Source organism: Arenimonas sp., from assembly GCF_041913985.1.
In the GTDB taxonomy this organism is placed as follows: Bacteria; Pseudomonadota; Gammaproteobacteria; order Xanthomonadales; family Xanthomonadaceae; genus Arenimonas.
On the sequence record NZ_JAYSEG010000007.1, the window covers coordinates 1 to 25,723 of the forward strand.

Annotated in this window: 22 protein-coding genes; 13 read left to right on the forward strand and 9 right to left on the reverse strand. The window is 71.8% G+C overall.

What is annotated here, in order from left to right; translation table 11 throughout:
* Nucleotides 1-194: 194 nt before the first annotated feature.
* The 3 genes from ACE3Q2_RS03540 to ACE3Q2_RS03550 form a co-directional block, all read right to left on the reverse strand.
* Nucleotides 195-2,294, reverse strand: coding sequence for a M13 family metallopeptidase (locus ACE3Q2_RS03540; protein ID WP_374472823.1), 2,100 nt, complete (start codon nucleotides 2,292-2,294; stop codon nucleotides 195-197).
* 194 nt (nucleotides 2,295-2,488) lie between these two features.
* Complete coding sequence (locus ACE3Q2_RS03545) at nucleotides 2,489-4,315, reverse strand: S8 family peptidase (protein WP_374472825.1); 1,827 nt, start codon at nucleotides 4,313-4,315, stop codon at nucleotides 2,489-2,491.
* A 218-nt stretch (nucleotides 4,316-4,533) separates the two neighbouring features.
* Nucleotides 4,534-6,636 carry a M13 family metallopeptidase gene (locus ACE3Q2_RS03550; protein WP_374472827.1) on the reverse strand — a complete coding sequence of 701 codons (2,103 nt, stop codon included), beginning with the start codon at nucleotides 6,634-6,636 and terminating at the stop codon, nucleotides 4,534-4,536.
* Nucleotides 6,637-7,122: 486 nt separating this feature from the next.
* On the opposite strand from ACE3Q2_RS03550, the gene serA reads away from it, so the two are divergent.
* On the forward strand, nucleotides 7,123-8,685 hold the full coding sequence (gene serA / locus ACE3Q2_RS03555; protein ID WP_374472829.1) for a phosphoglycerate dehydrogenase: 1,563 nt from the start codon (nucleotides 7,123-7,125) through the stop codon (nucleotides 8,683-8,685).
* Entirely contained in the window at nucleotides 8,685-9,332 is a 648-nt protein-coding gene (locus ACE3Q2_RS03560) for a histidine phosphatase family protein (protein WP_374472831.1), read from the forward strand. Before serA ends, ACE3Q2_RS03560 begins: the two co-directional genes overlap by 1 nt.
* Nucleotides 9,333-9,354: 22 nt before the next feature.
* Here ACE3Q2_RS03560 and ACE3Q2_RS03565 read toward each other — a convergent pair whose 3' ends face one another.
* Nucleotides 9,355-9,519 (reverse strand): hypothetical protein, encoded by a 165-nt coding sequence (locus ACE3Q2_RS03565; protein ID WP_374472833.1) that lies wholly within the window; start codon nucleotides 9,517-9,519, stop codon nucleotides 9,355-9,357.
* Between the two features lie 65 nt (nucleotides 9,520-9,584).
* Here ACE3Q2_RS03565 and folC point away from each other — a divergent pair, with 65 nt between their 5' ends.
* From folC to ACE3Q2_RS03595, 6 genes are all read left to right on the forward strand, one after another.
* Nucleotides 9,585-10,832, forward strand: a complete 1,248-nt coding sequence (gene folC, locus ACE3Q2_RS03570; RefSeq protein ID WP_374472835.1) for a bifunctional tetrahydrofolate synthase/dihydrofolate synthase — start codon at nucleotides 9,585-9,587, stop codon at nucleotides 10,830-10,832.
* A gap of 62 nt (nucleotides 10,833-10,894) precedes the next feature.
* Nucleotides 10,895-11,914 carry an SPOR domain-containing protein gene (locus tag ACE3Q2_RS03575; RefSeq protein WP_374472837.1) on the forward strand — a complete coding sequence of 340 codons (1,020 nt, stop codon included), beginning with the start codon at nucleotides 10,895-10,897 and terminating at the stop codon, nucleotides 11,912-11,914.
* 5 nt (nucleotides 11,915-11,919) lie between these two features.
* Nucleotides 11,920-12,486: a CvpA family protein gene (locus ACE3Q2_RS03580; RefSeq protein ID WP_374472839.1), complete on the forward strand. Its 567-nt coding sequence runs from the start codon at nucleotides 11,920-11,922 to the stop codon at nucleotides 12,484-12,486.
* A 3-nt stretch (nucleotides 12,487-12,489) separates the two neighbouring features.
* Nucleotides 12,490-13,959: an amidophosphoribosyltransferase gene (purF, locus tag ACE3Q2_RS03585; RefSeq protein WP_374472841.1), complete on the forward strand. Its 1,470-nt coding sequence runs from the start codon at nucleotides 12,490-12,492 to the stop codon at nucleotides 13,957-13,959.
* A 159-nt stretch (nucleotides 13,960-14,118) separates the two neighbouring features.
* Nucleotides 14,119-14,940: a ferritin-like domain-containing protein gene (locus ACE3Q2_RS03590; protein ID WP_374472843.1), complete on the forward strand. Its 822-nt coding sequence runs from the start codon at nucleotides 14,119-14,121 to the stop codon at nucleotides 14,938-14,940.
* A gap of 4 nt (nucleotides 14,941-14,944) precedes the next feature.
* Nucleotides 14,945-15,643, forward strand: coding sequence for a hypothetical protein (locus ACE3Q2_RS03595; protein WP_374472845.1), 699 nt, complete (start codon nucleotides 14,945-14,947; stop codon nucleotides 15,641-15,643).
* Nucleotides 15,644-15,653: 10 nt separating this feature from the next.
* On the opposite strand, the gene lpxH is transcribed toward ACE3Q2_RS03595, so the two are convergent.
* Both lpxH and ACE3Q2_RS03605 read right to left on the reverse strand, forming a co-directional pair.
* Nucleotides 15,654-16,382 (reverse strand): UDP-2,3-diacylglucosamine diphosphatase, encoded by a 729-nt coding sequence (lpxH, locus tag ACE3Q2_RS03600; RefSeq protein WP_231697659.1) that lies wholly within the window; start codon nucleotides 16,380-16,382, stop codon nucleotides 15,654-15,656.
* Nucleotides 16,379-17,017 carry a peptidylprolyl isomerase gene (locus tag ACE3Q2_RS03605; RefSeq protein ID WP_374472848.1) on the reverse strand — a complete coding sequence of 213 codons (639 nt, stop codon included), beginning with the start codon at nucleotides 17,015-17,017 and terminating at the stop codon, nucleotides 16,379-16,381. Before ACE3Q2_RS03605 ends, lpxH begins: the two co-directional genes overlap by 4 nt.
* 106 nt (nucleotides 17,018-17,123) lie before the next feature.
* On the opposite strand from ACE3Q2_RS03605, the gene gltX reads away from it, so the two are divergent.
* From gltX to ACE3Q2_RS03620, 3 genes are read left to right on the forward strand one after another with little or no spacing between them, the layout of a single operon-like run.
* Nucleotides 17,124-18,524 (forward strand): glutamate--tRNA ligase, encoded by a 1,401-nt coding sequence (gene gltX / locus ACE3Q2_RS03610; RefSeq protein ID WP_231697657.1) that lies wholly within the window; start codon nucleotides 17,124-17,126, stop codon nucleotides 18,522-18,524.
* A gap of 51 nt (nucleotides 18,525-18,575) precedes the next feature.
* Nucleotides 18,576-19,070 (forward strand): transcriptional repressor, encoded by a 495-nt coding sequence (locus tag ACE3Q2_RS03615; RefSeq protein WP_231697656.1) that lies wholly within the window; start codon nucleotides 18,576-18,578, stop codon nucleotides 19,068-19,070.
* Nucleotides 19,067-20,347 (forward strand): succinylglutamate desuccinylase/aspartoacylase family protein, encoded by a 1,281-nt coding sequence (locus ACE3Q2_RS03620; RefSeq protein ID WP_374472851.1) that lies wholly within the window; start codon nucleotides 19,067-19,069, stop codon nucleotides 20,345-20,347. Before ACE3Q2_RS03615 ends, ACE3Q2_RS03620 begins: the two co-directional genes overlap by 4 nt.
* 25 nt (nucleotides 20,348-20,372) lie before the next feature.
* Here ACE3Q2_RS03620 and ACE3Q2_RS03625 read toward each other — a convergent pair whose 3' ends face one another.
* Nucleotides 20,373-22,469: a TonB-dependent receptor gene (locus tag ACE3Q2_RS03625; protein WP_374472853.1), complete on the reverse strand. Its 2,097-nt coding sequence runs from the start codon at nucleotides 22,467-22,469 to the stop codon at nucleotides 20,373-20,375.
* A 74-nt stretch (nucleotides 22,470-22,543) separates the two neighbouring features.
* Between ACE3Q2_RS03625 and ACE3Q2_RS03630 the strand changes: the two genes are divergently transcribed.
* Both ACE3Q2_RS03630 and ACE3Q2_RS03635 read left to right on the forward strand, forming a co-directional pair.
* Nucleotides 22,544-22,954: a MerC domain-containing protein gene (locus ACE3Q2_RS03630; RefSeq protein ID WP_374472855.1), complete on the forward strand. Its 411-nt coding sequence runs from the start codon at nucleotides 22,544-22,546 to the stop codon at nucleotides 22,952-22,954.
* Nucleotides 22,955-23,021: 67 nt separating this feature from the next.
* On the forward strand, nucleotides 23,022-23,213 hold the full coding sequence (locus ACE3Q2_RS03635; protein WP_374472964.1) for a 30S ribosomal protein THX: 192 nt from the start codon (nucleotides 23,022-23,024) through the stop codon (nucleotides 23,211-23,213).
* Between the two features lie 68 nt (nucleotides 23,214-23,281).
* Here the strand turns inward: ACE3Q2_RS03635 and hutI are convergent, their stop codons facing one another.
* Nucleotides 23,282-24,517 (reverse strand): imidazolonepropionase, encoded by a 1,236-nt coding sequence (gene hutI / locus ACE3Q2_RS03640; protein ID WP_374472857.1) that lies wholly within the window; start codon nucleotides 24,515-24,517, stop codon nucleotides 23,282-23,284.
* Nucleotides 24,514-25,674: a CaiB/BaiF CoA transferase family protein gene (locus ACE3Q2_RS03645; protein ID WP_374472858.1), complete on the reverse strand. Its 1,161-nt coding sequence runs from the start codon at nucleotides 25,672-25,674 to the stop codon at nucleotides 24,514-24,516. Before ACE3Q2_RS03645 ends, hutI begins: the two co-directional genes overlap by 4 nt.
* Between the last annotated feature and the right edge of the window lie 49 nt (nucleotides 25,675-25,723).

Consider the following 25,723-nt stretch of genomic DNA (forward strand, 5'->3'; position numbering starts at 1 on the left):
CGGCAAGAGAAATCGTTCCCTGCGGCCCGGGTCGAGACGCGCAAGCATCGGAGCGAGGCCCCGCCTGCCCTTCGTGGGGCGCGACCCTCGCTTCCGCCGTGACGACGGCGCCGGTCCCGGGCTTGGGAAAAGAGCCAAAAAAAAACGGCCCGGGCGAACCCGGGCCGTCGTTCAGGCACGTGGGCCGGGGGCGCTTACCAGATCGCCACCTGGGTGTCGGCCGGGCGGACCATGGCGTCGCCTTCCTTGCAGCCGAAGGCGGCCGCGAACACCGGCAGGTTCGACGGGGCGCCGATGGCGCGGAACGCCGCCGGGGCATGCGGGTCGGTCTGCAGGCGCACCTTCAGCTCTTCGTCCTTGAAGTTGCGGCGCCACACGGTGGCCCAGTTCATGAAGAAGCGCTGGTCCTGGGTGTAGCCGTCGATCTCGGCCACCTTCTTGGTGCTGAGTTCGCGCTGCAGGGCGTCGTAGGCCACGGCCAGGCCGCCGAGGTCGGCGATGTTCTCGCCGAGCGTCAGCTTGCCGTTCACGTGCAGGCCGTCGATGGACTCGTAGCCGTCGAACTGCGCCACCAGCTTGCCGGTGCGCTCCTCGAAGCCGGCCTTGTCCTTGTCGCTCCACCAGTTCTCGAAGTTGCCGGACGCGCCGAAGCGGCTGCCCTGGTCGTCGTAGCCGTGGATCATCTCGTGGCCGATGACCGCGCCGATGCCGCCGTAGTTCAGGGCGTCGTCGGCGTTGGCGTCGAAGAACGGCGGCTGCAGGATGGCGGCCGGGAACACGATCTCGTTGGCCAGCGGGTTGTAGTAGGCATTGACCGTCTGCGGGCTCATCTGCCACTCGGTCTTGTCCACCGGCTGGCCGATCTTGGCCAGGTTGAACTGGTAGTTGAAGGCGTTGGCCGCCATCAGGTTGGCGACGTAGCTGTCGCGGCTGGTCTGCAGGCCGCTCCAGTCACGCCACTTGTCCGGGTAGCCGATCTTCGGGGTGAAGGCGGCCCACTTCTCCAGCGCCTTGGCCTTGGTGTCCTCGCCCATCCACTCGAGGTTCTCGATGCGCGCCTTGAGCGCCTCGGACAGGTTGCCCACCAGCTGCTGCATGCGCGCCTTGGCTTCCGGCGAGAACGCGACCTGCACGTACTCCTGGCCCAGGGCTTCGCCCATCTGGCCGTTGATGGTGTTGAGCACGCGCTTCCAGCGCGGCTGCATTTCCTGCTGGCCGCGCAGGGTCTTGCCGTAGAAGTTGAAGTTCTCCTGGGCGAAGGCATCGGCCAGGAAGGGCGCGGCGTTGTCCACGGACTGGTAGCGCAGGTAGGCCTGCCAGGTGGCCACCGGCACGTCGGCCAGCATGGCGCTCACTTCCTTGTGGAAGTCGGGCTGGGCCAGCGAGAACATCTCGGGCGCGGCGATGCCCTGGGCCTCGAAGAACTTCGACCACGGGAAGTTCGGGGCCAGCGCGTCGGCGTCGGCCACGGTGACCGGGTTGTAGTACTTGGAGACGTCGCGCGAGAGCTCCTCGCTCGACATCGACACCTTGGCCAGGCGGGTCTCGAACTCCATCACGGCCTTGGCCTGCTCGGCCGCGGTGGCCTCGTCGGCGCCGGCCAGCTTCAGGATGTTGGCGACGTGGGCGACGTAGGCCTCGCGGATGGCGGCGTGCTGCTCGTCGAAGTAATAGCCCTTGTCCGGCAGGCCCAGGCCGCCCTGGCCGGCGTAGGCGATGTTGAGCGCCGAGTTCTTGAAGTCCGGGCTCGGGCCGAAACCGAAGACGTAGCCCTGGCCCTTGGCGTAGCTGGTGCGCAGCCACTCGGCCACGGCTTCGCCGGAGTCGAGCGCGGCGATGGAGTCGAGGATCGGCTGGATCGGCGCCAGGCCGGCGGCGTTGATGGCGGCCTCGTCCATGCCGGTGGCCCAGACGTCGCCGATCAGCTTGGCGGTGCCGCTGGCGTCGGTGCGCGCGGCCAGGTTCTCGACCAGCTTCTGCTGGATCTCGAGCGAACGCTCGGCCAGCAGCTCGAAGCTGCCCCAGGTGGTGCGGTCGGCCGGCACCGGGTTGGCGGCCAGCCACTTGGCGTTGACGAACTGGTTGAGGTCGGTGCAGGCCGAGACGTTGGTGTCGAGGTCGCCGGCCTGCAGCGAGATCAGCGGGGTCTTGAGCGTGGCCAGGTCGACCAGCGGGGCCGGCGCCGGCTCGGGCGCGGCGACGGTGTCGGCCGGGGCCTCGGCTTTCTGGCAGGCGGCAAGGGCGACGGTGACGGCGAGCGCCAGCGTCAGGGGCTTGAGGTTGCGGAAGGTCACGGGCATCTCCGGGCCCCCGGCGAGGGGGCAGGGTGGGTCGGGAAGGGTGGGCCACCGGCACAGCGGCGGTCGCCCCCGATTGTCCTCCCTCGTTCCCCCCGGGGTATAGGCCGGAGGTCACGGTTGGCCCGGTGGCGGCCAAAAGAAAAGGGGGCGCGGCCGTGGCCGCGCCCCCTCGGGTCCAACGAATGAGCTCAGTAGCTGCCCTGGCCCACGATGAAGGTCATGGCCACCCGGTTGTTGGTCGGACGGTCGTCGACGGCTTCGCTCGACACGCGGCCCTCCATGGCCACCGTGGTGGAGCGCAGCGTGCGGACCTTGAAGCGCAGCGTGTCGTTGCGGCCGTCCGGGTAGGCGCCTCCGAACTCGCAGCGGAAATTGCGCATGGTGCGGGAGGGCTCGAGCTCGGAGCAGCTCCAGCCGGCCGGCGCCATCGGTTCCACCGACTGCACGCGGTTGCTCACGGCCACGTCCAGGCGGGTGCCGGGCGCGACCTCCGGGCCGCGGCTGCGGACCTGGATGCCGAAGGTGGCTTCGCGGCCATAGGTGATGGCGGCGGGGCGTTCCGACAGGTAGGCGCCGAGTTCGGCCTGCAGCGGGCCGCCGCCGGCCGCCAGGGCCAGGGCGTGGGCGTTGACGATGCCCGCGCCGCAGCCTTCGGGGCAGGGCACGGCCATGGCGTAGGCCGTGGCCTTCACCTGGGCCTCGGCCTGGGCCGGGGTCCACAGCGGCAGGCCCAGCGTCAGGCGCCGGCTCTGGGCCAGGGCGATGGCGCCGGCGACGTGCGGGGCCGCCATCGAGGTGCCGCTGTAGTAGGCGTAGCCCTCGCCCGCCGGCACCGTGGCGCCCGCGTTGAGCGTCGAGGCGATGGTGGAACCCGGCGCGGCGATGTCCACCGAAGCGCCGTAGTTCGAGAAGCCCGAGCGGGCCGAGGCGCTGGTGATCGAGGCGACCGAGATCACGCCGCCGCAGTTGGCCGGACGCTTGTTGATGGCATCGAAGTTGTCGTTGCCGGCCGAAACCACCACGGTGGTGCCGCGGGCGTTCGCGCCGTCGATGGCCTCCTGGTAGATGCCGCAGGCGCCGCTGCCGCCGAGCGACATGTTGATGACGTCGGCCACGCGCGCCGGTTCGAGCGAGGGCACGTCCGGGACGTTGCCACCCGAAGCCCAGGTGATGCCGTCGGCGATGTCGGAGGTGTAGCCGCCGTAGCGGCCCAGGACGCGCACGGGCATGACCTTGGCGCCCCACGCGGTACCGGCCACGCCCTTGGCGTTGTTGGTCACGGCGGCGATGGTGCCGGCCACGTGCGTGCCGTGCCAGCTGCTGGTGGGGCGGCCAGCCCAGTAGTCGCCCGGGTCGCTGGGGTCGGCGTCGCGGCCGTCGCCGTCGACGGAGACTTCCGGGTCCCAGATCATGTCGTAGCCGGGCAGGATGTTGGCGTTGAGGTCGCTGTGGTTGGTGATGCCGGTGTCGAGCACGGCCACCACGATGCCCTCGCCGTTGGCGATGTCCCAGGCCGCGTCGGCGCGGATGCCGGCGTCGGCGTCGTTGTAGCCCCACTGCAGGTAGTAATAGGTGTCGTTGGGGACGAAGTCGGCCTGCATCAGCGCGTCGACCTCGACCGACTCGACCTCGGGCAGCGCGGCGATCGCTTCCATCACGGCGAGCGCCTGCGCGGCGTCGAGCTGGCGGCCCGCGCTCACCACGTCGGCGCCCAGGGACATCGTGCGCAGGTGCTGCGCACCGCCGGCCGAGGACTTGGCGACCACGCCGCCCGGTGCCGGGCCCAGGGCCTGCAGCGCGAGGTTGGCGGTGGCGAGCACGCCGTCGAGGCGGCCCTCGGCGGCCGACTTCGCCATCGCGTCGGCCTTGAGCTTGATGATGAATCGGTCGTACTGCTGGTTTTCTTCAAGGCCGCCGGTGTTCACCAGGCCGGCGAAGGCCGGGGTGGCGCCGAAGGCCAGGGCGGTGGCCACGACGAGGGCGCGCAGGCGCTGCTTGCGGTTGGAGGTGCTCACGATGCTGGAATCCCCTGTAACGGATCGATGGCAATAAAAATCCGCCTCGCGGCGGTGCTGGTCAGGCCCGCGTCCCCCGGTGTTCCCCTACCGGCGGTCCGGTGTGCCGGACTTGCCAAGCATATACGGACTGTGACGGACTTCACGGACTTGCGTGCAAGAAAAAACCCCGGGCAGCGGGGCTGCCCGGGGTCGGGGTCGCGGGGTCGCCGCGGCGGTTACCAGATGACGACGCGGTCCTCGCCCGAGCGCACCATCTTGTCGCCTTCCTTGCAGCCGAAGGCCTCGGCGAAGGCCGGCTGGTTCGACTGCGGGCCGATCGCGCGGAACATGCCCGGCGAGTGCGGGCCGACGGTGATCTGCTGCTTGAGCTGCGCCTCGGTGAAGGCGATGCGCCAGACCGTGGCCCAGTTCATGTAGAAGCGCTGGTCCTGGCTGTAGCCGTCGATCATCGGGTCGGTGAAGCCCTCGCCTTGGGCGCGCTTGAGCGCGTCGTAGGCCACGGTGGTGCCGCCGAGGTCGGCGATGTTCTCGCCCAGGCCCAGCTTGCCGTTCACGAACAGGCCCGGCAGCGCCTCGTAGCCGCTGTACTGGTCGGCAAGCTTGGCGGCCGCGGCCTCGAACTTGGCGCGGTCCTCGTCGGTCCACCAGTTGGCCATGTTGCCGTTGGCGTCGAACTTGCTGCCCTGGTCGTCGAAGCCGTGCAGCATCTCGTGGCCGATGACCGCGCCGATGCCGCCGTAGTTGAGCGCGTCGTCGGCGTTGGCGTCGAAGAACGGCGGCTGCAGGATGGCGGCCGGGAACACGATTTCGTTGGCGGTGGCGCGGTAGTAGGCGTTCACCGTCTGCGGGCTCATGCCCCACTCGGTCTTGTCCACCGGCTTGCCGATCTTGTCGAGCATGTAGCGCATGTTGAAGGCGGACGCGGCCATCACGTTGGCGGCGTAACCCTCGCGCGAGACGTCGAGGCCGTCCCATTCGCGCCACTTGTCCGGATAGCCGATCTTCGGGGTGAAGGACGACCACTTCTCCAGCGCCTTGGCCTTGGTTTCCTCGCTCATCCAGGCCAGGCCCTCGAGCCGGTGCTTGAGCGACTGCATCAGGTTGCCGACCAGCTGCTCCATCTTGGCCTTGGACTCCGGCGGGAAGGCCTGGGCCACGTAGAGCTGGCCGAAACCTTCGCCCATCGCGCCGTTGAGGGCGCCCAGCACGCGCTTCCAGCGCTCGGGCATTTCCTTCTGGCCGGCCAGGGTCTGGCGGTAGAACTCGAAGTTGGCGCGCTCGAAGGCGCTGCCCAGGTAGGGCGAGGCGCCGTCGATGGCGCGGAAGCGCAGCCAGGTCTGCCACTGCTCCAGCGGCACGTCGGCCAGCATGGCATCGAACTCCTTGAAGAAGTCCGGCGTGGCCAGCGAGAAGGTCTGCGGCGCCGGCACGTCGAGCGCGGCGAAGAAGGCGGTCCAGCTGAAGTTCGGCGTGGCGGCGTCAGCCTCGGCCAGGGCCACCGGATTGTAGCGCCTGGCCGGGTCGCGCAGCTCGAGGCGGCCCAGCGAGGCCTTGGCCAGGCGGGTCTCGAAGTCCATCACCTGCTGCGCCTGCGCCTTGGCGGTGGCCTCGTCGGCGCCGGCCAGCTGCATCAGCTTCGCGACGTGTTCGACGAAGGCGACGCGCGCGGCTTTGTAGTCCTCGCGGTCTTCCAGGTAGTAGGCGCGCTCGGGCAGCGACAGGCCACCCTGCATGGCGTAGGCGATGTTGGTGCTGGAGTCGTTGTAGTCGGCCATCGCGAAGAAGCCGAACAGCATGCCCTGGCCCGAGGCGTAGGCCTGGCCCAGGTAGACCGGGATGTCGCTGGTGGCGGTGAGCGCGGCGATGCGGTCGAGTTCGGGCTGGATCGGCGCCAGGCCGGCGGCCTCGATGGCGGCTTCGTCCATGCCGGCGGCGAAGAAGTCGCCCACCTTCTGCTCCATGCTGCCGGCCGGCCACTGGCCCGCGGCGGCGGCCTTGGCGATCTCGTGCTGGACCTGCAGCGAGCGTTCGCCCAGGGCCGGGAAGGCGCCCCAGGTGGTGCGGTCGCCCGGCACCGGGTTGGCAGCGAGCCACTTGGAGTTCACGAAGCCGTTGAAGTCCTGGCAGGCCTCGATGCTCGTGTCGAGGTCTTCGGCCTTGAAGGAGATGGGCTGCTGCGCGACCTGCGAGAGGTCCACGGTGAGCTTCGGCGCTTCCGGCGCGGCGGCGGTTTCCGCCGGGGCCTCGGCCTTCTGGCAGGCGGCGAGCACGAAGGTGGCGGACAGGGCGAGGGCGAGCGGCTTCAGGCGTGGGGTCATGGGCGGGTCTCGGGACGGGAAACGAAGGGGTCGAGCCTAGGGCAAGCGGGTGGCGGGGGAGTAGGCCATTGGTCATGGTTTTGGGGGTGTGAAGGCTTCGGCGTTGCCGAAGAAGGGCTGACCTCGCTACCTGGGGAGGGCCATAACGGGCCGATTTCCTTTGGCCTCGTTTGCGGGTAAGGTGAACTCGTTGGTCCTGGACTCCCATGCTCAAGAAGCCCCGTCTCCAGACCCGCAGTCACGCCGCTGTTGTCGTCCCGCATCGGCTTTCTGAAGGTCACAGCGCAATCGCGCGTTCCGGTCGCCGTTCGGCGCCGGTGCTCCTTGCCCGCGCCACGGCGCAGCGGCAGACGGTGGTTTCCCAAGGCATTACGCGCGCCGCTCCTGCGGCCGCCGGCGTTTCCAGGGCCTGAACCCGAGCCTGGCGCGGACGCCCGGCAGCGGGCGGCGTGCCGGTCTCCCCCGTCGTGAAAAAGGAGAGCGGTGATGCGTGTTCTGGCCTGTGATGGCATCCACGAGGATGGTTTGGCCCTGTTCCGCCAGGCGGGATGGACGGTCGAGGTGAGCGAGCCGATCAAGGACCCGCAGGTCCTGGCGGCGAAGCTGGAAGGGTTCGACGCGGTGCTGGTGCGTTCGGCCACCCAGGTGCCGGCCGAGGCGCTGGCCAATGCGTCGAAGCTGCGCGTGATCGGCCGCGCCGGCGCGGGCGTGGACACCATCGACGTCGAGGCCGCCACCGCGCGCGGCATCGCGGTGATGAACGCGCCCGACGGCAACACGCTGGCCGCCGCCGAGCACGCCCTCTCGCTGCTGTTCGCGATGGCCCGGCACGTGCCGCGCGCCGACGCCGGCATGAAGGCGGGCGAATGGCCCAAGGCCGGGCTCACCGGCTTCGAGCTCGAAGGCAAGCGCCTCGGCGTGATCGGCCTGGGCCGCATCGGCGCCACGGTGGCGCGCAAGGCCCAGGGCATCGGCATGGAAGTGGCGGCCCACGACCCCTTCCTGCCCGCGTCCGCCGCCGGCAAGGGCAGCGTGCCGCTGATGTCGCTGGAGGAGCTGCTGGCCTGGGCCGACGTGGTCACGCTGCACATCCCGCGCACCAAGGAAACCACCAACCTGCTCGACGAAAGCCGGCTGCGCGGCATGAAGCGCGGCGCCTTCCTGGTCAACGCCGCGCGCGGCGGCCTGGTGGACGAGGACGCGCTGCTGCGGCTGCTCGACGAAGGCCACCTGGCCGGCGCGGCACTCGACACCTTCGCCACCGAGCCGCTGCCCAAGGACTCGCCGCTGCGCGCCAACCCGCGCCTGGTGCTCACGCCGCACCTCGGCGCCAGCACCGGCGAGGCGCAGCAGGCGGTCAGCACCATCCTCGCGCGGCAGATCATCGACTTCGTCGCCACCGGCGCGGTGGCGGGCTGCGTGAACCTGCCGCCGCTCACACCGGAAACGGCGCGCGAGGTGGGCCCGTGGATGCCGCTGATGAGCGCGCTGGGCAAGCTGGCCGCGCGCCTGGTGCCGGCGCCGGTGAAGCTGCAGGTGACCTACGCCGGCCGCACCGAGGGCCTGGACACCCGCCCGCTGACGCGCCTGCTGGTGGCCGCGCTGATGGGCCCGGCCTCGGGCCGCGTGACGCCGGTGAACGCGCTGCACGAAGCCGCCGCGCGCGGGCTGGAAGTGGCCGAAACCCTCGGCGGCGACGGCGACGGCTTCGACCGCCTGCTGCGCATCCGCGTGCAGGGCGGCGGCCAGGTGCGCGAGATCGAGGCCACGCTGCACCGCGGCCCGCGCGTGGTGCGCCTGGACGGCGTCGAGCTCGACTTCGACCCGCTGGCGCACATCCTGCTGATGCGCAACGAGGACAAGCCCGGCGTGATCGGCCTGGTCGGTTCGCACCTGGGCGCGGCCGGCGTGAACATCGTCAACTTCTCGCTCGGCGCCACCGGCGACGGCGGCGCCATCGCCGCCATCACCGTGGACCGCGAAGTGCCGGCGCCGCAGCTGGCCTCGCTGCGCGGCATCCCGGGCATCCTTTCGATGGAGCAGCCCTGATGCGCATCCTGCTTGCCCGCCACGGGGAAACGCCGTGGAACGCCGAAGGCCGCTACCAGGGCCAGCGCGACATCGCCCTGTCCGAGGTCGGCGAAGGCCAGGCCCGCCTGCTGGGCCAGCGCCTGGCCGACGTGCCCATCCAGCGCGCGGTGTCGTCGCCGTTGTCGCGCGCGCGGCGCACCGCCGAACTGGCGCTCGGCGAAGCGCGCGCCGCCCAACTTCGGCTCGACCAGGGCCTGCAGGAAATCGCCCACGGCGACTGGGAAGGCCTGCTCGCCGCCGAAATCCGCGAACGCGACCCGATCCGCCTGCGCGCCTGGCGCGAGGCGCCGGAAACCGTGCAGATGCCGGGTGGCGGGGAATCGCTGGTGGAGGTGCTGGATCGCGCCTGGCCGGCCTTCGCCCGGGCCTGCGAGGGCCTGGGCGCGGACGACACGCTGCTGGTGGTGGCGCACGACGCGGTCAACCGCGTCATCCTGGCCCGCGTGCTGGGGCTGCCGCTGTCGCGGCTGTGGTCGTTCCGGCAGGCGCCCACCACCATCAACCTGCTCGAGGGGCCCTCGGCCAACGCGCTCGAGGTGGTGCGGCTCAACGACTGCAACCACCACACCGCGCTGTTCGGCGAAGCGGTACACCGGGCGCTCTAGGGCGCCCGGCGGGGCGGGGCGCTCAGTCGTCGGCAGGCGGCGGCGCCGCGTCTTCCTCGCCGGCGGCTTCGGCCGCCGGCTGGGCGGCGCGCTTGCGCGCGGCCTTCTCGGCCTCCTTCTCGGCCTTCTTCTTCTGCTTGGCCAGCTCGCGCTGGCGCTTTTCGAACGAGTAGTTGGGCTTGGCCACGGAAATCCTTGGTTGTCTGCCCGCCAGATTACCCTACCGGCCGCCCGCCGGCGGATAATCGCCGCATGGAACGCACCCTCGCACAGTGGCTGGACTACCAGCAGACCGTCCACCCCCGGACCATCGACATGGGCCTGGAACGGGTGGGCGAGGTGGCCCGCCGGCTCGGCCTGGGCCGGCCCGGGCGCTTCGTGGCCACGGTGGGCGGCACCAACGGCAAGGGTTCCACCGTGGCCTTCCTGGAGGCCATCGCCCGCGCCGCGGGGCTACGGGTGGGCGCCTACACCTCGCCGCACCTGCTGCGCTACAACGAACGCGTGCGCATCGACGGCGCCGAGGCCTCGGACGCCGAACTGGTGGCCGCCTTCGAGCGCATCGAGGCGGCGCGCGGCGAGATCCCGCTGACCTTCTTCGAATTTGGCACCCTGGCGGCGCTGATGCTGTTCGAGGCCGCGGACCTGGACCTGGCCATCCTTGAAGTGGGCCTGGGCGGGCGGCTCGACGCCACCAACCTCATCGACCCGGACGTGGCCGTCATCACCACCGTGGACCTGGACCACCAGGACTACCTGGGCGACGACCGCGAGAGCATCGGCGCCGAGAAGGCCGGCATCCTGCGTGCCGGCAAGCCCTGCGTACTGGGCGAGAAGGACCCGCCGTCGTCGGTGCTGCGCCGCGCCTACGCCATCGGCGCCTTCGCCATCCGCGGCCATTCCGACTACCTGGTCGACGACCTGGGCGACCACTGGCGCTGGCGCGAGCCGGGCTACGAGATCGAACTGCCGGAGCCGGCGCTGTCGGCACCGGCGCAGCGCGGCAATGCGGCCGCCGCCATCGCCGCGCTGCGCGCGCTCGGCCTGCCCATCCCCGACGAGGCCATCCGCGCCGGCGTGCGCGAGGCCCGGCTGCCGGGCCGCCTGCAGCGGCTGGCGGGTTCGCCCGAGCGCGTGCTCGACGTGGCCCACAACCCGCAGGGCGCGCGCCAGCTGGCCGCATGGCTCGAAGCGCACCCGAAGCCCACCGTGGCGGTGTTCAGCGCCCTGGCCGACAAGGACCTGGGCGGCATCGTGGCGCCGGTGGCGCCGCACCTGCGCGCCTGGCACCTGGGCCCGATCACCGACGCCGGCCCGCGCGGCCTGCCGGTGGACGAACTGGCCCGGCGCCTGGCCGAACACCTGCCGGCCGAAATCCTTCACCCGCACCGCAGCCTGGCCGAGGCCCTGGCCGCCGCCGTGGTGCAGGCCGGCCCGGACGGCCGCGTGCTGGTGTTCGGTTCCTTCCACACCGTGGCCGCCGCGCTCGCCGAAGCCTGAACCGGCCGGGCGGCCACACCGGCTATAATTCGCGCCACCCCTCCGGCCGGACCGAAGCCCCGATGGATTCCGCCCTGAAACAGCGCCTGATCGGCGCCGCCGTGCTGGTGGCGCTGGCGATGATCTTCCTGCCCATGCTGCTGCAGGGCCCCGACGTCCGCGAGCCGGATGCCGCCCAGGTGCCGCTGTCCATGCCGGACGCGCCCGACCAGGAATTCGAAACCCGCGAACTGCCGCTGGCCGCGCCCGAGCCGCCGGGCGAGGGCGAGGCCGTGCTGGGCGTGCCGGCCGCGCCGGACGACCCGAACGCGGTGGCCACGGTCGAGGCCGGCACCGAAGCCGCGCCGCGCGTTGATTTCACCGAACCCACCGAGCCCGCCGACGACGGCGCGCCGCTGCAGGCGGTCGACGCCGCCACCGGCCAGCCGCAGCCCGCCGCGCCCGCGGTGGCCCCCACCGAACCCGCGCCCGCCGCGCCGGCGCCCACGCCCACGCCTGCCGCACCGGCTCCCACGCCGGCCCCTGCCGCGCCGCTGCCGGCCACCGCCGCCGGCGGCCGTTACGCGGTGAACGTGGGCAGCTTCTCCAACCAGGCCAATGCCCGCACCCTGGCCGACAAGCTGCGCGCGCAGGGCCTGCCCGTCACCAGCGAGTCGGTGGACGTGAACGGCAAGCCGGCCATGCGCCTGCGCGTCGGCCCCTACGCCGAACGCGCCCTGGCCGAGGCCGCGCGCCTGCGCGCCGAATCGGTCACCGGCGGTGGCGCCGCCGTGATCGCGCTCGACGCCGCCGCGCCGGCCGCTTCGGCGCCCGCGCCCGCCACCCGCGCGCCGGCCGCCGCCAGCGTGGGTTTCGCGGTGCAGCTGGGTGCGCTGAGCAACGAGGCCGACGCCACCGCGCTGCGCGACCGGGCGCGTGCCGCCGGCTTCACCGCCTTCCACCAGCGCATCGCCACCGAGCGCGGCGTGGTCTGGCGCGTGCGCGTGGGCCCCGAGGCCGACCGCGCCGCGGCCGAGCGCCTGCGCGACGGCGTCGCGGCCAAGCTGGGCCTGCGCGACGCGATCATCGTCCCGCACCCCTGACGCCGATGCTGAACTGGGCCGACTACGCGCTGCTGCTGGTCCTGGCGGTGTCGATGGGCATCGGCCTGTGGCGTGGCTTCGTGGTCGAAGTGCTGTCGCTCACCGTGTGGGTCGGCGCGTTCTGGCTGTCGGTGGCCTTCGGCGCCGACCTGGCCGCGCGTTTCACCGGCGTGGAGTCCGCTTCGGCGCGTCTGTTCCTGGGCTACGCCGGCGTCTTCCTTGGCGTGCTCATCGCCGGCGGCCTGCTCACCTGGGCCATCGGCAAGGTCATCGCCAACACCGGGCTGTCGGCCACCGACCGCGTGCTCGGCCTGGGCTTCGGCCTGGCCCGCGGCCTGGTGCTGGCCTGCGTGGCGGTGCTGCTGCTGGGCTTCACGCCGCTGCCCAAGGACGCCTGGTGGAGCCAGTCGCGCCTGCTGCCCGGCGTGCAGCGCGGCGCGGAGTGGATGGCGGGTTTCCTGCCGCCGGCCGCGGCCGCCGAACTCGATTTCCAGCCGGCGCCACCCGCGCCTGCCTTGCCCCCTGATGGCGCGCCGCAAGACGCGGCCGCCGCGACCGTTTCGGAGACCTGACCCATGTGCGGCATCATCGGAATCGCCGGCGCCAGCGACGTCGCGGCGGCCCTGTACGACGGCCTGACGGTGCTCCAGCACCGCGGCCAGGACGCGGCCGGCATCGCCACCATGGACGGCGACCGCCTGCGCCTGCACAAGGGCAACGGGCTGGTGAAGGAAGTCTTCGACGAGCATTCGATGTCGCTGCTCACCGGCCGCGTCGGCATCGGCCACTGCCGATACCCCACCGCGGGCTCCGAGGGTTCGGACGAGGCGCAGCCGTTCTACGTGAATTCGCCCTACGGCATCGCGCTGGCGCACAACGGCAACCTCACCAACACCGACGCGCTGCGGCGCCTGGTGTTCGAGCAGGACAAGCGCAACATCAACACCGAGTCCGATTCCGAGGTGCTGCTGAACGTGTTCGCGCACGAGCTGCAGTCGCAGGGCGCGCTCACGCCGCAGGCCGCGGTGGCGGCCGTGGCCGGCGTGCACCGCCGCTGCACCGGCGGCTACGCGGTGGTGACGATGGTGATGGGCCTGGGCCTGGTGGCCTTCCGCGACCCGCACGGCATCCGCCCGCTGGTGCTGGGCAAGCGCGAGGGCGCCAGCGGCACCGAATACGCCGTGGCCTCCGAGAGCGTGGCGCTGGACATCCTGGGCTTCGTGCGCGTGCGCGACGTGCAGCCCGGCGAGGCCATGGTGATCACGCCTTCGGGCGAGCTGCACGCCGAGGTCTGCGCGGCGCCGCACCCGCACGCCACCTGCATCTTCGAATACGTGTACTTCGCCCGCCCGGACTCGATGATCGAAAACATCTCGGTGCACAAGGCGCGCATGCGCATGGGCGTCACGCTGGGCCAGAAGATCCTGCGCCTGCGCCCGGACCACGACATCGACACCGTGATCCCCATCCCCGACACCTCGCGCGACGCCGCGCTGGAAATCGCCAACGTGCTGGGCGTGAAGTACCGCGAGGGCTTCGTCAAGAACCGCTACGTCGGCCGCACCTTCATCATGCCGGGGCAGGGCGAGCGCGTGAAATCGGTGCGCCGCAAGCTCAACACCATCCCGCTGGAGTTCAAGGACCGCGTGGTGCTGCTGGTGGACGACTCGATCGTGCGCGGCACCACCAGCCAGCAGATCGTGCAGATGGCCCGCGAGGCCGGCGCGCGCAAGGTCTACCTGGCCTCGGCGGCGCCGCCGGTGCGCTACCCGAACGTCTACGGCATCGACATGCCCTCGGCCGAAGAGCTGGTGGCGCACGGCCGCACCGAGGCAGAGATCGAGAAGCTGCTGGGCTGCGACTGGCTGGTCTACCAGGACCTGGCCGACCTCGAGGCCGCCGTCGCCGGCCCCAAGTTCCCGGGCCGCAAGTTCGACAGCTCCTGCTTCAGCGGCGAATACGTCACCGGCATCGACGCCTCCTACTTCGAGCACATCAAGCAGCTCCGGTCGGATGCCGCCAAGCGCAAGCGCCGCGGTGCTTGAGGGATTGGTTTTGAACACGGATCAAATCTGATTGATGCGGATGAACACGGATAAGGCAAAAGCACTTTGGATGTGCTCCCCGCTTTACCCGCGAGTAGCCTCGGCCAATTCATTCCCGCTCTATCTGTGTTCATCCGCTTCAATCAGATTTGATCCGTGTTGAAAGAAGAAACCCCCACCACTGCCGACCTGTTCCAGGCCGCGGCGGACTGCATCGCGGCCTGCGAGCCCGCCGAGAAGCTGCGGCTGACGCATGCGGCGGCCGCGGCGTTCCGGCGTGGTGGGCTGGTGCCGCGTGAGGATGCGCCGGCGCCGCTGCCGATCGGGGCGCCCGGGCGGCCCGGGCGGCCGCGGCTGGTGCTGCCGCGGGACGTGCCGCAGCGCGGGCTGGGCAGCGTGGAGGGGCGCGCGGCGTTCCTGCATGCCATCGCGCATATCGAGTTCAACGCCATCAACCTGGCCTGGGACGCCGTGTACCGCTTTCGCGGCCTGCCGGCGGAGTACTACGCCGACTGGGTCGGCGTGGCCGACGACGAGGCGCGGCACTTCGCGCTGCTCTCGGGCCGGCTCGCCGAGCTGGGCTTCGGCTACGGCGATTTCGACGCCCACAACGGCCTGTGGGAAATGGCCGGGAAGACCGCCGGCAGCGGCCTGCAGCGCATGGCCCTGGTGCCGCGCGTGCTCGAGGCGCGTGGCCTGGACGTGACGCCGGGCATGATCGCCCGCCTGCGCTCGAACGGCGACAACGTCTCCGCCGACATCCTCGAAGTGATCCTGCGCGAGGAAGTGGCGCACGTGGCCGCCGGCAGCCGCTGGTTCCACTGGCACTGCGAGCGCGAGGGCCTGGCGCCGGTGCGCGAATTCATCCGGCTGGTGCGCGAGGCCGTGCGCGGCGGCGTGCGCGGGCCCTTCAACCGGCCGGCGCGCCTGGCCGCCGGCTTCGACGACGACGAGATCCGCCTGCTCGAATCCCTGGAGTGATCCGATGCCCCGACTGCTGCCGCTGCTGTTCGCCCTGCTGCTCGCCGCCTGCCAGCCCGCCCCGGTGGACCCGGCTTTCGACGAGGAGAAGGGCGCCGCGCTGCTGGCGAAGTACGAGGCCGCGCGCGCCGACGCCGACTTCGAGATCGCCGAGATGCACGCCAACGAGCTCGCCCAGCGCCACGGCGAAACCGAGGCCGCCGCCACCATGCGCCGCACCGTCGCCGAGGTGCGCGCGGAAGCCGAGGCCATGCGCGAGAACCGCCGGCTGATCGGCCTGTGGGATTACCAGGACATTCCCGTGGAGGGCGGCACCCAGCACACCGCGGCCATCTACAGCCAGGTGGAGCCGATGTCGGAGGAAGAAGGCGCCCCCGCGCCCATTCCCGACGCGCGCCTGATCCTGCGCCGGCATCCCGAGTGGGGCGAAAGCGCCTACCTGGTGCTGGCCCAGAGCGACCTGGCCTGCGGCCCGCCCTGCCGCCTGCGCATCCGCTTCGACGACGGCGAGCCGCAGGTGTTCGAAGGCGACCCGGCCGACACCGGCACCGGCCCGGCGCTGTTCATCGTCGACCGCGACCGTTTCCTGGCCGCCATGCGCGAAGCGAAGCAGGTGCGCATCGAATTGCCCGCCGGCGCCCACCTGCAGCCGCAGTTCCGCTTCGAAGTGGCTGGCTTCAACGCCGACCGCCACCTGAAATAAGGCGCCGCTCCTACGGAAGAACGTCGCGGGACTCGAGCGACAGGCCTTCGGCTTCCACGCGCAGCACGCTGCCCTGGTCGTACCAGTCGCCCAGCACGATGCGCTGGGCGCGGCGGCCATCCACCTCGAGCGAATGCAGGCCCGGGCGGTGGGTGTGGCCGTGCACCAGGCGCGAGACGCCGTAGCGGGCCATCGTTTCCACCACCGTGGCCGGCGTGACGTCGGTGATGGCTTCGGCCACGCCCTGCTGGTGTTCGCGGCTGGCGGCGCGCGCCTGCGCGGCGAAGGCCTGGCGCGCGGCCAGCGGCTGGGCCAGGAAATTCGCCTGCCATTCGGGGCTGCGCACCTGGCGGCGGAAGGCCTGGTAGGCGGCGTCGTCGCTGCACAGCAGGTCGCCGTGCATCAGCAGGGTGGGCGTGCCGTGCAGGTCCACCACGCAGGGGTCGGGCAGCAGCGTGGCGCCGCAGCGCTCGGCCATGCGTGGGCCGTAGAGGAAATCGCGGTTGCCGCGCATCAGGTACACCGGCACGACGGACTCCGACAGCGCCTTCAGCGCCGCGCACACGCTGGCGCCGGGCTCGCCCGGGTCGTCGTCGCCCACCCAGGCCTCGAACAGGTCGCCGAGGATGTAGAGCGCTTCGGCCGAACGCGCCTCGCCGGCGAGCAGGTCGAGGAAGGCGCGGGTGGTGGCGGGGCGCGACGCGTCCAGGTGCAGGTCTGACACCAGAAGCACGGTCATGGTGCCACCGGTTCGAGCAGCTGCACGCGTTCGATCACCACCGGCGCGGTGGGCACCCAGGCGGGGAAGGGCCCCTGCGCGCCGGTGGGCACCGCGGCGATGCGGTCCACCACCTCGAGGCCCTGCACCACGCGGCCGAACACCGCGTAACCGGCGGTGTAGGGGCTGTCGGCGGACTGGAAGTCGAGCTTGGGGTTGTCCACCAGGTTGATGAAGAACTGCGTGGTGGCCGAATCGGCGACGCCGCGGTCGCGGGCGGCGGCCACGGTGCCGCGGCGGTTGGACAGGCCGTTGGCGGCCTCGTTGGGCACCGGCGCGCGGCTGGGCTTGGGCTGCAGGTCGGGCGTGAAGCCGCCGGCCTGCACCAGCAGGCCCGGCACCACGCGGTGGAAGACGGTGCCGTTGTAGTGGCCGTCGCGGGCGTAGGCCAGGAAGTTTTCCACGGTGCGGGGCGCGGCGGCGGCGTCGAGTTCGAGCGTGATCTCGCCCATCGAGGTCACCAGCAGCACGCGCGGCGAGGCCGGCGCGGGCGCGGGCGGTTCGGCGGGCGCCGGCACCGCGGTGGGCGCGGCCACCCTGGCGGCGGCGGACAGGGGCAGCAGCAGGGCAAGCAGCAGGGACAGGCGCGACGGCATCCGGGCAGGGTCGGGCAGGGGACTAGCCCATGGTAGCGCAGGCGCCCGGCCCGGCCCGGGTTTTGCCGTAAAATGCGCGGCCCACCGCCCCAACCCGGCCCCCACGATGACCTGCCGCACCCGCTTCGCCCCCAGCCCGACCGGTTTCCTGCACATCGGCGGCGCCCGCACGGCGCTGTACTGCTACCTGGAGGCGCGCCGCCGCGGCGGCCAGTTCATCCTGCGCGTGGAAGACACCGACCGCGAGCGCAGCACCCAGGCCGCCATCGACGCCATCCTCGAAGCCATGGACTGGCTGGGCCTGGAGTACGACGAGGGCCCCATCTTCCAGACCGCGCGCCTGGACCGTTACCGCGAGGTGGCCGAGCAGATGGTGGCCGCCGGCACCGCCTACTACGCCTACGAAACCAAGGAAGAGCTCGAGGCCATGCGCGAGGCCGCCATGGCCGCCAACCTAAAGCCGCGCTACAACGGCTTCTACCGCGACCGCAACGAGCCGTACCGCGACGACCCGAACCGCGTCATCCGCTTCAAGAACCCGATCGGCGGCACGGTGGTGTTCGACGACAAGATCAAGGGCCGCATCGAGTGGAGCAACGACGAGCTCGACGACCTGGTGATCTTCCGCTCCGACGGCTACCCGACCTACAACTTCGCCGTGGTGGTCGATGACCTGGACATGGGCATTACCGACGTCATCCGCGGCGACGACCACGTCAACAACACCCCGCGCCAGATCAACATCTACAAGGCGCTGGGCGCGCCGGTGCCGCACTTCGCGCACATGCCCATGATCCTCGACCCCGAGGGCGCCAAGCTCTCGAAGCGCTCGGGCGCGGCCAACGTGATGTCGTACAAGGAAGAGGGCTACCTGCCGCACGCGCTGGTGAACTACCTGGCGCGCCTGGGCTGGTCGCACGGCGACCAGGAGATCTTCAGCCGCGACGAGCTCAAGTCGCTGTTCGCCATCGAGGACGTGAACCAGAAGGCCTCGCGCCTGGACCCGGCCAAGCTGGGCTGGCTCAACCAGCACTACCTCAAGAACGACGACCCGGCCGAGGTGGCGAAACACTTCGAGCCGCAGCTGCGCGCCCACGGTTACGACCTGTCGAAGGGCCCGAAGCCGGCCGACGTGGTGGTGGCCCTGCGCGACCGCGTGCAGACGCTGAAGGAGATGGCCGAGCGCGCCCACGTCTGGTACTGCCCGCTCGAGCAGTACGACGAGGCCGCCGTGGCCAAGCACCTGGTCGCCGCCGCGCGCGCGCCGCTGGCCGAGGTGCGCACGCGCCTGGCCGCACTGGGCGAGTGGAGCGCCGAATCGGTGCACGGCGCGCTGCAGGCCACCGCCGAGGCCCTGGGCCTGGGCCTGGGCAAGATCGCCCAGCCGCTGCGCGTGGCCATCACCGGCACGCAGGTGAGCCCGTCCATCGACCACACGGTGTTCCTGGCCGGCCAGGCCGAGGCGCTGGCCCGCATCGACGCCGCGATCGCCCGCATCCCGGCGTGAACGCCGGGAATGCGGATTGATTTCACGCCGGGCAGGCCGCAACCTAGCCCCATGGTCCGAACCGCACACCAGCACGGCCACGACTGCACGGACCCGACGCACCACGTGCACGACGCGGGCGCCTACGTGCAGGCCGTCGAGCAGGCCTGCGCCGACCGCGGCCTGCGCCTCACGCCGCTGCGCGCCCAGGTGCTGGGCCTGATCGCCGCCGCCGGCAAGCCCGTGAAGGCCTACGACCTGCTCGACGCCATGAAGGAAGAAAACGGCTCGAGCGCGCCGCCCACCGTGTACCGCGCGCTCGAGTTCCTGCTCGAGCAGGGTTTCATCCACCGCCTGGCCTCGGTGAACGCCTTCGTCGGCTGCCACCACCCGAACGAGCGCCACTCGGTGCCCTTCCTGATCTGCGACAACTGCCACGCGGCCATCGAACTCGAGGACGAGCGCATCTGCACCCTGCTCGACCAGCAGGCGCGGGCGCTGGGCTTCGCGCCGCGCGCCCAGACCCTGGAAGTGCACGGCCTGTGCGCCGCCTGCGCCGCCGCATGAACCGCCTGCGCCTGCTCACGCTGTCGGCGCTGCTGGCCGCCGGCCCGCTGGCCGCGCAGGACTTCCCGGTCGACCCGCCCGCGGGCGCCGGCCCCGCGGCCGGCACCACGCCGCCGGAAACGCTGGCCTCGCCGCAGGAGTTCCTGTCGCCGCTGGCCGAGCTGGTCACGCCGCTGGCCATCCTCGACCGCCTGGTCGTGCCCGGCACGCGCATGCAGCTTGAATGGCGCCCCGGCGGCGGCATCAGCGCCAACGAAATCCCCAGCCCGGTGGTGGTCACCCGCGGCGCCAAGCCCGGCCCGGTGCTGTGCCTGGTGGCCGGCGTGCACGGCGACGAGATCAACGGCGTGGAAATCGTGCGCCGGCTGTCGCACTCGGTCGACCCGACGCGCCTGTCGGGCACGGTCATCGGCGTGCCCATCGTCAACGTGCACGGGTATTCGCGCGGCACCCGCTACCTGCCGGACCGCCGCGACCTCAACCGCTTCTTCCCCGGCACGCGCAACGGCTCGATCGCCTCGCGCATCGCCAACGCCTTCTTCCAGGACATCGTCAGCCACTGCGACATGCTGGTCGATTTCCACACCGGCAGCTTCGACCGCAGCAACCTGCCGCAGGTGCGCGCCGACCTGACCCACCCGGACGTCATCGAATTCAGCCGCAGCTTCGGCAACACCGTCGTGCTGCACAGCCCGGGCAACAAGGGCATGCTGCGCGTCGCCGCCACCGCGGTGGGCATCCCGGCGGTCACCTTCGAAGCCGGCGCGCCGACGCGGCTTGAGCCCACCGAGATCGCCCAGGCTGTGGCCGCCATCGAGCGGCTGATGCAGCAGAGCGGCATGCGCGAAGATCCGGAGGCCGCGGAGGATGCGGCGCTGGTGCCCGACCCGGCCGCCATCGGCGTGGCCCATCCGGAACCGGCGCCGATCTTCCTCGATTCGCGCTGGGTGCGCGCCAATTCCGGCGGACTGCTCATCAGCGACGTGACCCTGGGCCAGCGCGTGCAGTCGGGCCAGCGCCTGGGCCGCGTGATCGACCCGCTGAGCAACGTCGAGCGCTACATCCTGGCGCCGGTGGCCGGCCGCATCATCGGCATGGCGCAGAACCAGGCCGTGCTGCCTGGTTACGCCGCCTTCCACCTGGGCACCGAAACCAGCGAACAGCAGGCCGTGCGTGAAGCCGCCGCGCCGCATTCGCCCGACCCGGTGGCCGAAGACCCGGACCCGGAAGAGCGGCCCGAAGCGCCCGAGCTCAACGAGGGCGAGGACTACGAATAGGTAGTCCCCGCCGCGCCGGCCCCGCTCAGAACGCGACGCGCAGGCCGGCCATCACGTTGCGCCCGGGCAGCGGCGCGAAATCCTTCAGGTAGGACGTGTGCACGCGTGCTTCCTGGTCGCCCAGGTTGCGGCCCTCGAGGAAGGCTTCCCAGCCCGCGCTGCCCACGTCCCAGTGGTAGGTGAGGCCGGCGTCCACCAGGGTGTAGCCGTCGGTGGGGGTTTCCATCAGCGCCACTTCGTCCTGCTTCGACACCCGCACCACGCCCACGCGGGCGCGCCAGGCGCCGCGGTTCCAGTCGAGGTCGGCGCCCACGCGGCCCGGGGCGATGCGGGGCAGGCGGCCGCCGTCGTCGAGGCTGGCGTCCACGTGGTCGGCGAACAGGCGCAGCTGCCACAGGCCGCTGGCGTTGTCGGCCAGTTCCACGCCGAGCTCGGCTTCCCAGCCCGAGAAGACGGCGTCGCCCTGGACCCAGGCGCGGGCGGGCAGGCCGTCGATTTCGCTGCCGGTGTCGGCCAGGTAGATGTAGTCGGTGAACTGCGTGCGGAACACGGACACCGAGCCGTCGAAGCGGCCGTGGTGCAGGTGCAGGCCCAGTTCGCCGCTCAGCGCCACTTCCTTGTCGAGCGCGGCGTCGCCGAGCTCGTAGCTCTGGGTGGCCACGTGCGGGCCGTCGGAGAACAGCTCCTCGGCGGTGGGCGCGCGCTCGGCGCGGTTGAGGTTCACGCCCAGGTGCAGGGATTCGCTGAAGCGCCACAGGCCGCCGGCCGCCAGGCTGGTGGCGCCGATGCTGGCGGTGGGCGCGTCGCCGTCGGGGTCGGTGCGCACGCGGTCGTGGCGGGCGCCGAGCTCGAGCTTGAAGTCGCCGAAGTCCTTTTCCTGCAGCGCGAACACGCCCAGGTCGCGGGTGACCGAGGGCGGCACGAAGGCCTCGTCGCCCGCCGCCGAGAAGTCGCGGTGGCCGAACTGCAGGCCGAAGGCGCCGCGCCAGCCGTTGCGCTCGCGCTGCACGGCTTCGATGCGGGCTTCGAGGCCGTCGTTGTCGAAGCGGGTGCCCACGGCGTCGCCCTCGAGCTCGGTGTGCTCGTACAGGCTGCGGGTGAGGCGCCAGTTCACTTCCTCGAACAGGCCCAAATCGCGCACGCCGCCGCGGGTTTCGAAGCGGTCCTGGCGCAGGTCGATGCGCACCACTTCGGCTTCCTCGCCCTCGTGGTCCTCGCCCTCGTGGCCGTCTTCCTCGCCCTCGTGCGCATGCGCGCCGGGAGGGATGCCGTAGTTGCTGCGGTAGGTACTGGCGGCCATGCCGAACCAGCTGCGTTCGCCGAACCAGCTGCCGCCGAGCGCGCCGCCTTCGGTGCTGAGGTGGCTGTTGGGCAGGCGGCCGCGGGCGAAGTGCTCCGGGTCTTCGCCTTCGGCCAGGCCTTCCGCCACGAGTTCGGGCGAGAAGGCGTAGCCGGGGATGCGGTAGTCGCCGGCGTCGCGGCGGAACAGGTCGGCGTGCAGGGTGAGCGCGCCGGCGTCGGCGTCCACGCGGGCCATGCCGGTGTTCTGGTCGTCGACGCTGCCATGGCGGATCTCGGCGCGGCCGGACACCGTGCGGCCAACCTGCAGGGTCGGCACGCGGCCGTCCACCACGTTCACCGCGCCGCCGATGGCGCCGCTGCCGTAGAGCAGGGTGGCCGGGCCCTTGAGCACTTCGATCTGGTCGGCCAGGAAGGGTTCGATGCCGACGGCGTGGTCGGCGCTGACGGTGGAAACATCCATGGCGCTGGTGCCGCTGCTCAGCACCTGCACGCGCGCGCCGTCCTGGCCGCGCAGGATGGGGCGGCCGACGCCGGCGCCGAAATACGAGGACTGCACGCCGGCCTGGCGCTCCAGCGTCTCGCCCAGCGTGCCGGCCTTGCGGGCGTCCAGCGCCTCGCCGCCCAGCACGTCCACCGGGCGGACGAGGTCGTCGATGGAGCCGCGCAGGGGCGAGGCAGTGACTTCCAGGGTGTCCAGCGTGCGCGGGGTCTCGTGGTCGTGCTCGTCCTGGTCCGCGGGCTCGGCCTGGGCGAGGGCGAGCGCCGGCAGGGCCAGCAGGACGGCAAGGGCGAGGCGGGCGGGGCGCGGCTTCCGGGGCATGATGGTCGTTCGGTTGCGGTGGCGAATAACGGAATGTTATATTGTTTCACCTTGTTGGCAAGTCCCCCGAAGCCATGGCCAGCCTCATGAAGCCGCACCGCGTCCACCTGCCTTCCTGGGCGGATCGGCTCGGTGCGTTCGGCGCCTTCGTATGCGCGCTGCACTGCGCGCTTATCCCCGTCGCGCTGGGGCTGCTGCCGGCCGTCGGCCTGGGCCTGGTGGCCTGGCACGGCGTCGAGTGGGCCTTCACCGGTTTCGCCACGGTGCTGGCGGTGATCAGCCTTTACCTCGGCTACCGGGGCCACCGCGCCTACCACGCCTGGCTGTGGGTGAGCCCGGGCCTGGCCATCATCTGGTTCGCGCTGCTGTATCCGCCGCTGCACCACTCGGCGGTGCCGCATGCCGTGGCCATGGCGGTGGGCGGCGTGCTGATCGGCGTGGCGCACCTGGTCAACCTGCGCCTCTCCTACGGCCACAGCCACTAGGCGCCGGCCCGGCCATCTTGGTCGGCGCGGCCGGCGGTGGTAGGCTACGCGCCCAACGCAATCACAAATTCAAGGAATCACCATGGGTAGGGGCGACAAGAAAACCGCCAAGGGCAAGCGTTTCGCCAGCAGCCACGGCAATGCCCGTTCGCAGACCGTCAAGAAGGCGACGGCCGGCAAGGCGGCCACGGTGAAGGCCCCGGTCGCGAAGGCGCCGGCCAAGAAGGCCCCGGCCAAGAAGGCCGCCGCCGCCAAGTAATCGCGCCCGGCGCGTTGCTTGCACGAAGCCCCGCCCCGGCGGGGCTTCGTCGTTTCCGGCGCCCGGTTTCAGTCCACGCGGCGGCCGGCCACGTGCACTGAATGCACCAGGTCGCCGCCGAGCCAATAGGCCAGTTCGGCCGGGTGCGCCACTTCCCACTGCACCACGTCGGCGCGCTGGCCCGGCAGCAGGCGGCCGCGGTCGTGCAGGCCGAGCGCATGCGCGGCGTGCACGGTGGCGCCGCGCAGGGCTTCTTCGGGCGTGAGCCGGAAGTGCGTGCAGGCCAGGCTCATCGCCAGCCGCAGCGACTGCAGCGGCGAGGTGCCGGGGTTGAGGTCGGTGGCCACGGCCATCGGCACCGCGTGCGCGCGCAGTTCCGCCAGCGGCGGCAGCTTGGTTTCGCGCAGCACGTGGAAGGCGCCGGGCAGCAGCACCGCCACGGTGCCGGCGGCGGCCATGGCGCGCACCGCGGCTTCGTCGGTCCATTCGATGTGGTCGGCCGAGAGGCCGCCAAACTCCGCCGCCAGCGCGGCGCCGCCGAGGTTGCTGAGCTGGTCGGCGTGCAGCTTCACGGGCAGGTCGAGCGCGCGCGCGGCCTCGAACATGCGGCGGGTCTGCGCCGGCGTGAAGCCGATGCCTTCGCAGAAGGCGTCCACCGCGTCCACCAGGCCTTCGGCGTGCAGGCGCGGCAGCCATTCGCAGGCGGCGGCGATGTAGTCGTCGGGCCGGCCGGCGAATTCCGGCGGCAGCGCGTGCGCGGCCAGGAACGTAGTGCGCACGGTGAGGCCGAGTTCCTCGCCGATGCGGCGCGCCACGCGCAGCATCTTGCGTTCTGAATCGAAGTCGAGCCCGTAGCCGGACTTGATTTCCAGCGTGGTCACGCCGTCGGCGCGCAGGGCGCGGGCGCGCGGCAGCGAGGCCGCCAGCAGTTCGTCCTCGCTGGCCGCGCGGGTGGCGCGCACCGACGAGAGGATGCCGCCGCCCTCGCGGGCGATCTGCTCGTAGCTGGCGCCCTGCAGCCGGCGCTCGAACTCCTGGGCGCGGTCGCCGGCGAACACCAGGTGGGTGTGGCAGTCGACCAGGCCCGGCGTGATCCAGCGCCCCTCGGCCGATTCCACCCGGGCCGCCAGCGCCGCCGGTTCGCCCGGCAGTTCGCCGCGCGGGCCGGCGAAGGCGATCAGCCCGTCCTTCCAGGCCAGGGCGGCGTCCTCGATGACGCCGTAGGCGCCGAGGTCGTTGCGCAGCGTGGCCAGCCGCGCGTCGAGCAGCAGGCGGTCCCAGGGTGGGGCGAGTCGGCCGATCATCGCAGGGCCCCGGCCGCGCGCAGCGCTTCGGGGTCGAAGCCGCAGGCGCGGGCGATTTCGTCGGAATGCTGGCCCAGGCGCGGCGGCGGCCGGTCGAGGCGGGCGGGGGAGGCGGAAAGCTTGAGCGGGCTGCCGACCATGGGAATGCCGTCCATTTCGATGCGCATGCCGCGGGCGGCGGCGATGGGGTGGTCGAGCGCCTGGCGCACGGTGTTGATGGGCGCCGCGGGCACGCCGGCGCGGTCGAACAGGGCCAGCCAGTGCGCGGCGTCGCGGGTGGCGAACAGCGCGGCCAGTTCGCCGCACAGCGCGTCGCGGTTTTCCACGCGGGCGGCGTTGTTGTGGAAACGCGGGTCCTGGCGCCAGTCGTCGCGGCCCAGCAGGTCGCACAGCTGCGCCCAGAGTTTTTCGCTCGCCACCGCCAGCACGAAGGCCTGGTCGCGGGCGTGGAAGGCCTGGTAGGGCACGATGCTGGCGTGGGCGTTGCCCTGCCGCGGCGCGTCGTGGCCGGTGAAGAGCGTGCTCGAGGCCACGTTCGCCAGCAGCGCCAGCTGGGTGTCGAACAGCGACACGTCGATGCGCTGGCCCAGGCCGGTGCGCCCGCGCTGCACCAGTGCGGCCAGGATGGCGGTGGCGGCGTTCTGGCCCGTGGCCAGGTCGGCCACGGCCACGCCCACCTTGTGCGGCTCGCCGTCGGCGGGGCCGGTGATGGCCATCAGGCCGGCCTCGGCCTGCACCACGTAGTCGTAGCCCGGGCGGTTCGCGCCGGGGCCGTCGCGGCCGTAGCCCGAGATCGAGCAGTACACCAGCCGCGGGTTGATCGCCGACAGCGCGTCATGGCCCATGCCCAGGGCTTCGGCGCCGCCGGTGCGGAAGTTTTCCACCAGCACGTCGGCCTTGCGCACCAGGGCTTCGAGCAGCGGCCGCGCCGCCGGCGCGCGCAGGTCCACGGCCAGCGAGCGCTTGTTGCGGTTGCAGCAGGCGAAGTAGGCCGACATGCCGTCCAGGAAGGGCGGGCCCAGGCCGCGGGTATCGTCGCCGTCGAAGGATTCAAGCTTGATCACGTCGGCGCCCAGGTCGGCCAGGGTCATGCCGCACCAGGGCCCGGCCAGGACCCGGGACAGTTCAAGCACGGTGATGCCGGAGAGCGCGCTCATGGCCGGGGATTGTATGCGGCCCGCCCGGCGCCATGCGAAACTCGCCCGC